Source organism: Halopseudomonas sp. 4NH20-0008, assembly GCF_057548395.1.
In genome coordinates this window covers 1-1,537 of sequence record NZ_BAAJMD010000036.1, presented here as the reverse complement: position 1 = coordinate 1,537, position 1,537 = coordinate 1, and the positions used below count along the sequence as shown (strand labels likewise).

General features: G+C 56.9%; 1 protein-coding gene. It reads right to left on the bottom strand.

Going from position 1 to position 1,537, the window contains the following annotated elements; genetic code table 11:
- Window positions 1-1,537, bottom strand: a 1,537-nt coding sequence (locus AC27HQ_RS16905) for an Ig-like domain-containing protein (RefSeq protein WP_487157364.1), incomplete at both ends; no start/stop codon positions are given.

Here is a 1,537-nt window from a genome sequence, read left to right as displayed (position 1 = left end):
GCTGATTCAGCCGCGTTGATAACGTCATCCGCCGTGATGTTATTCACGGTGACAGTGCCAGCCTGAGCAACCAGGTCAACGGTGTGGGTCGAGGTGCCCGTGGTATCTACGGTGTTACCTGCGGCATCGCTGGAGCTGACCACTACATCGAATTCGGTGTCAGCAGCCAAATCAGCGCCGGCTACGTTCACTGTCCAGTTGCCATCCGCATCAACCGTGGTGTCGTATTCAGTGCCGTTGATCACCATGGTGACGGTGTCACCTTCCGCAATGTCACCGCCTGTGGCGGTACCGGTTACGGCGATGGTTTGGGTTGCTTCAGTCGCGTTGATGATGTCGTCAGCGGTGATGTTGTCCACAGTGACTGTTCCGGTTTGAGCGACCAGATCAACGGTGTGGATCGAGCTACCAACAGTTTCAACGTTATTGCCCGCAGCGCTACTTGAGCTAACCACTACATCAAACTCAGTGTCAGCAGCCAGGTCGGAGCCCTCAACATCCACCGTCCAGTTGCCATCGGCGTCAACGGTGGTGTCGTATTCAGTACCGTTGATCACCATAGTAACCACGTCACCTTCGCTGATATCACCGCCGGTGGCGGTGCCAGTTACGGCGATGGTTTGGCCCGCTTCAGTCGCATTGATCACGTCATCCGCCGTGATGTTATTCACGGTGACCGTACCTGCCTGTGCAACCAGATCAACGGTATGCGTTGATGTGCCGGTGCTTTCTACTGTGTTGCCAGCCGCGTCACTGGAGCTGACCACCACATCGAACTCGGTGTCGGCAGCCAGGTCAGCGCCGCTTACGTTAACTGTCCAGTTGCCGTCAGCATCCACTGTGGTGTCGTATTCAGTGCCGTTGATCACCATGGTGACCACGTCACCTTCCGCAATGTCACCGCCTGTGGCGGTACCGGTCACGGCAATAGTTTGAGCCGCTTCGGCCGCGTTGATCACGTCATCCGCCGTGATGTTATTCACGGTGACAGTGCCGGCCTGTGCAACCAGGTCAACGGTATGCGTTGATGTGCCTGTGCTTTCTACTGTGTTGCCAGCCGCGTCACTGGAGCTGACCACCACATCGAACTCGGTGTCAGCAGCCAGGTCAGCGCCGCTTACGTTAACTGTCCAGTTGCCATCCGCATCAACCGTGGTGTCGTACTCAGTGCCGTTGATCACCATGGTGACCACGTCACCTTCGGCGATGTCACCCCCGGTGGCGGTACCGGTTACGGCGATGGTTTGGGCTGATTCAGCGGCATTGATTACGTCATCGGCGGTGATATTGTCGATGGTAACGACGCCAGTCTGAGCTACCAGATCAACAGTGTGGGTCGAGGTGCCGGTGGTATCGACGGTGTTACCTGCGGCATCGCTCGAAGTAACAACCACATCGAATGCGGTGTCGGCCGCGAGATCGCTACCAGCAACATCGACAGTCCAATTGCCATCCGCATCAACCGTGGTGTCGTATTCAGTGCCATTGATCACCATAGTGACCACATCACCTTCGGCGATATCACCGCCCGTGGCGG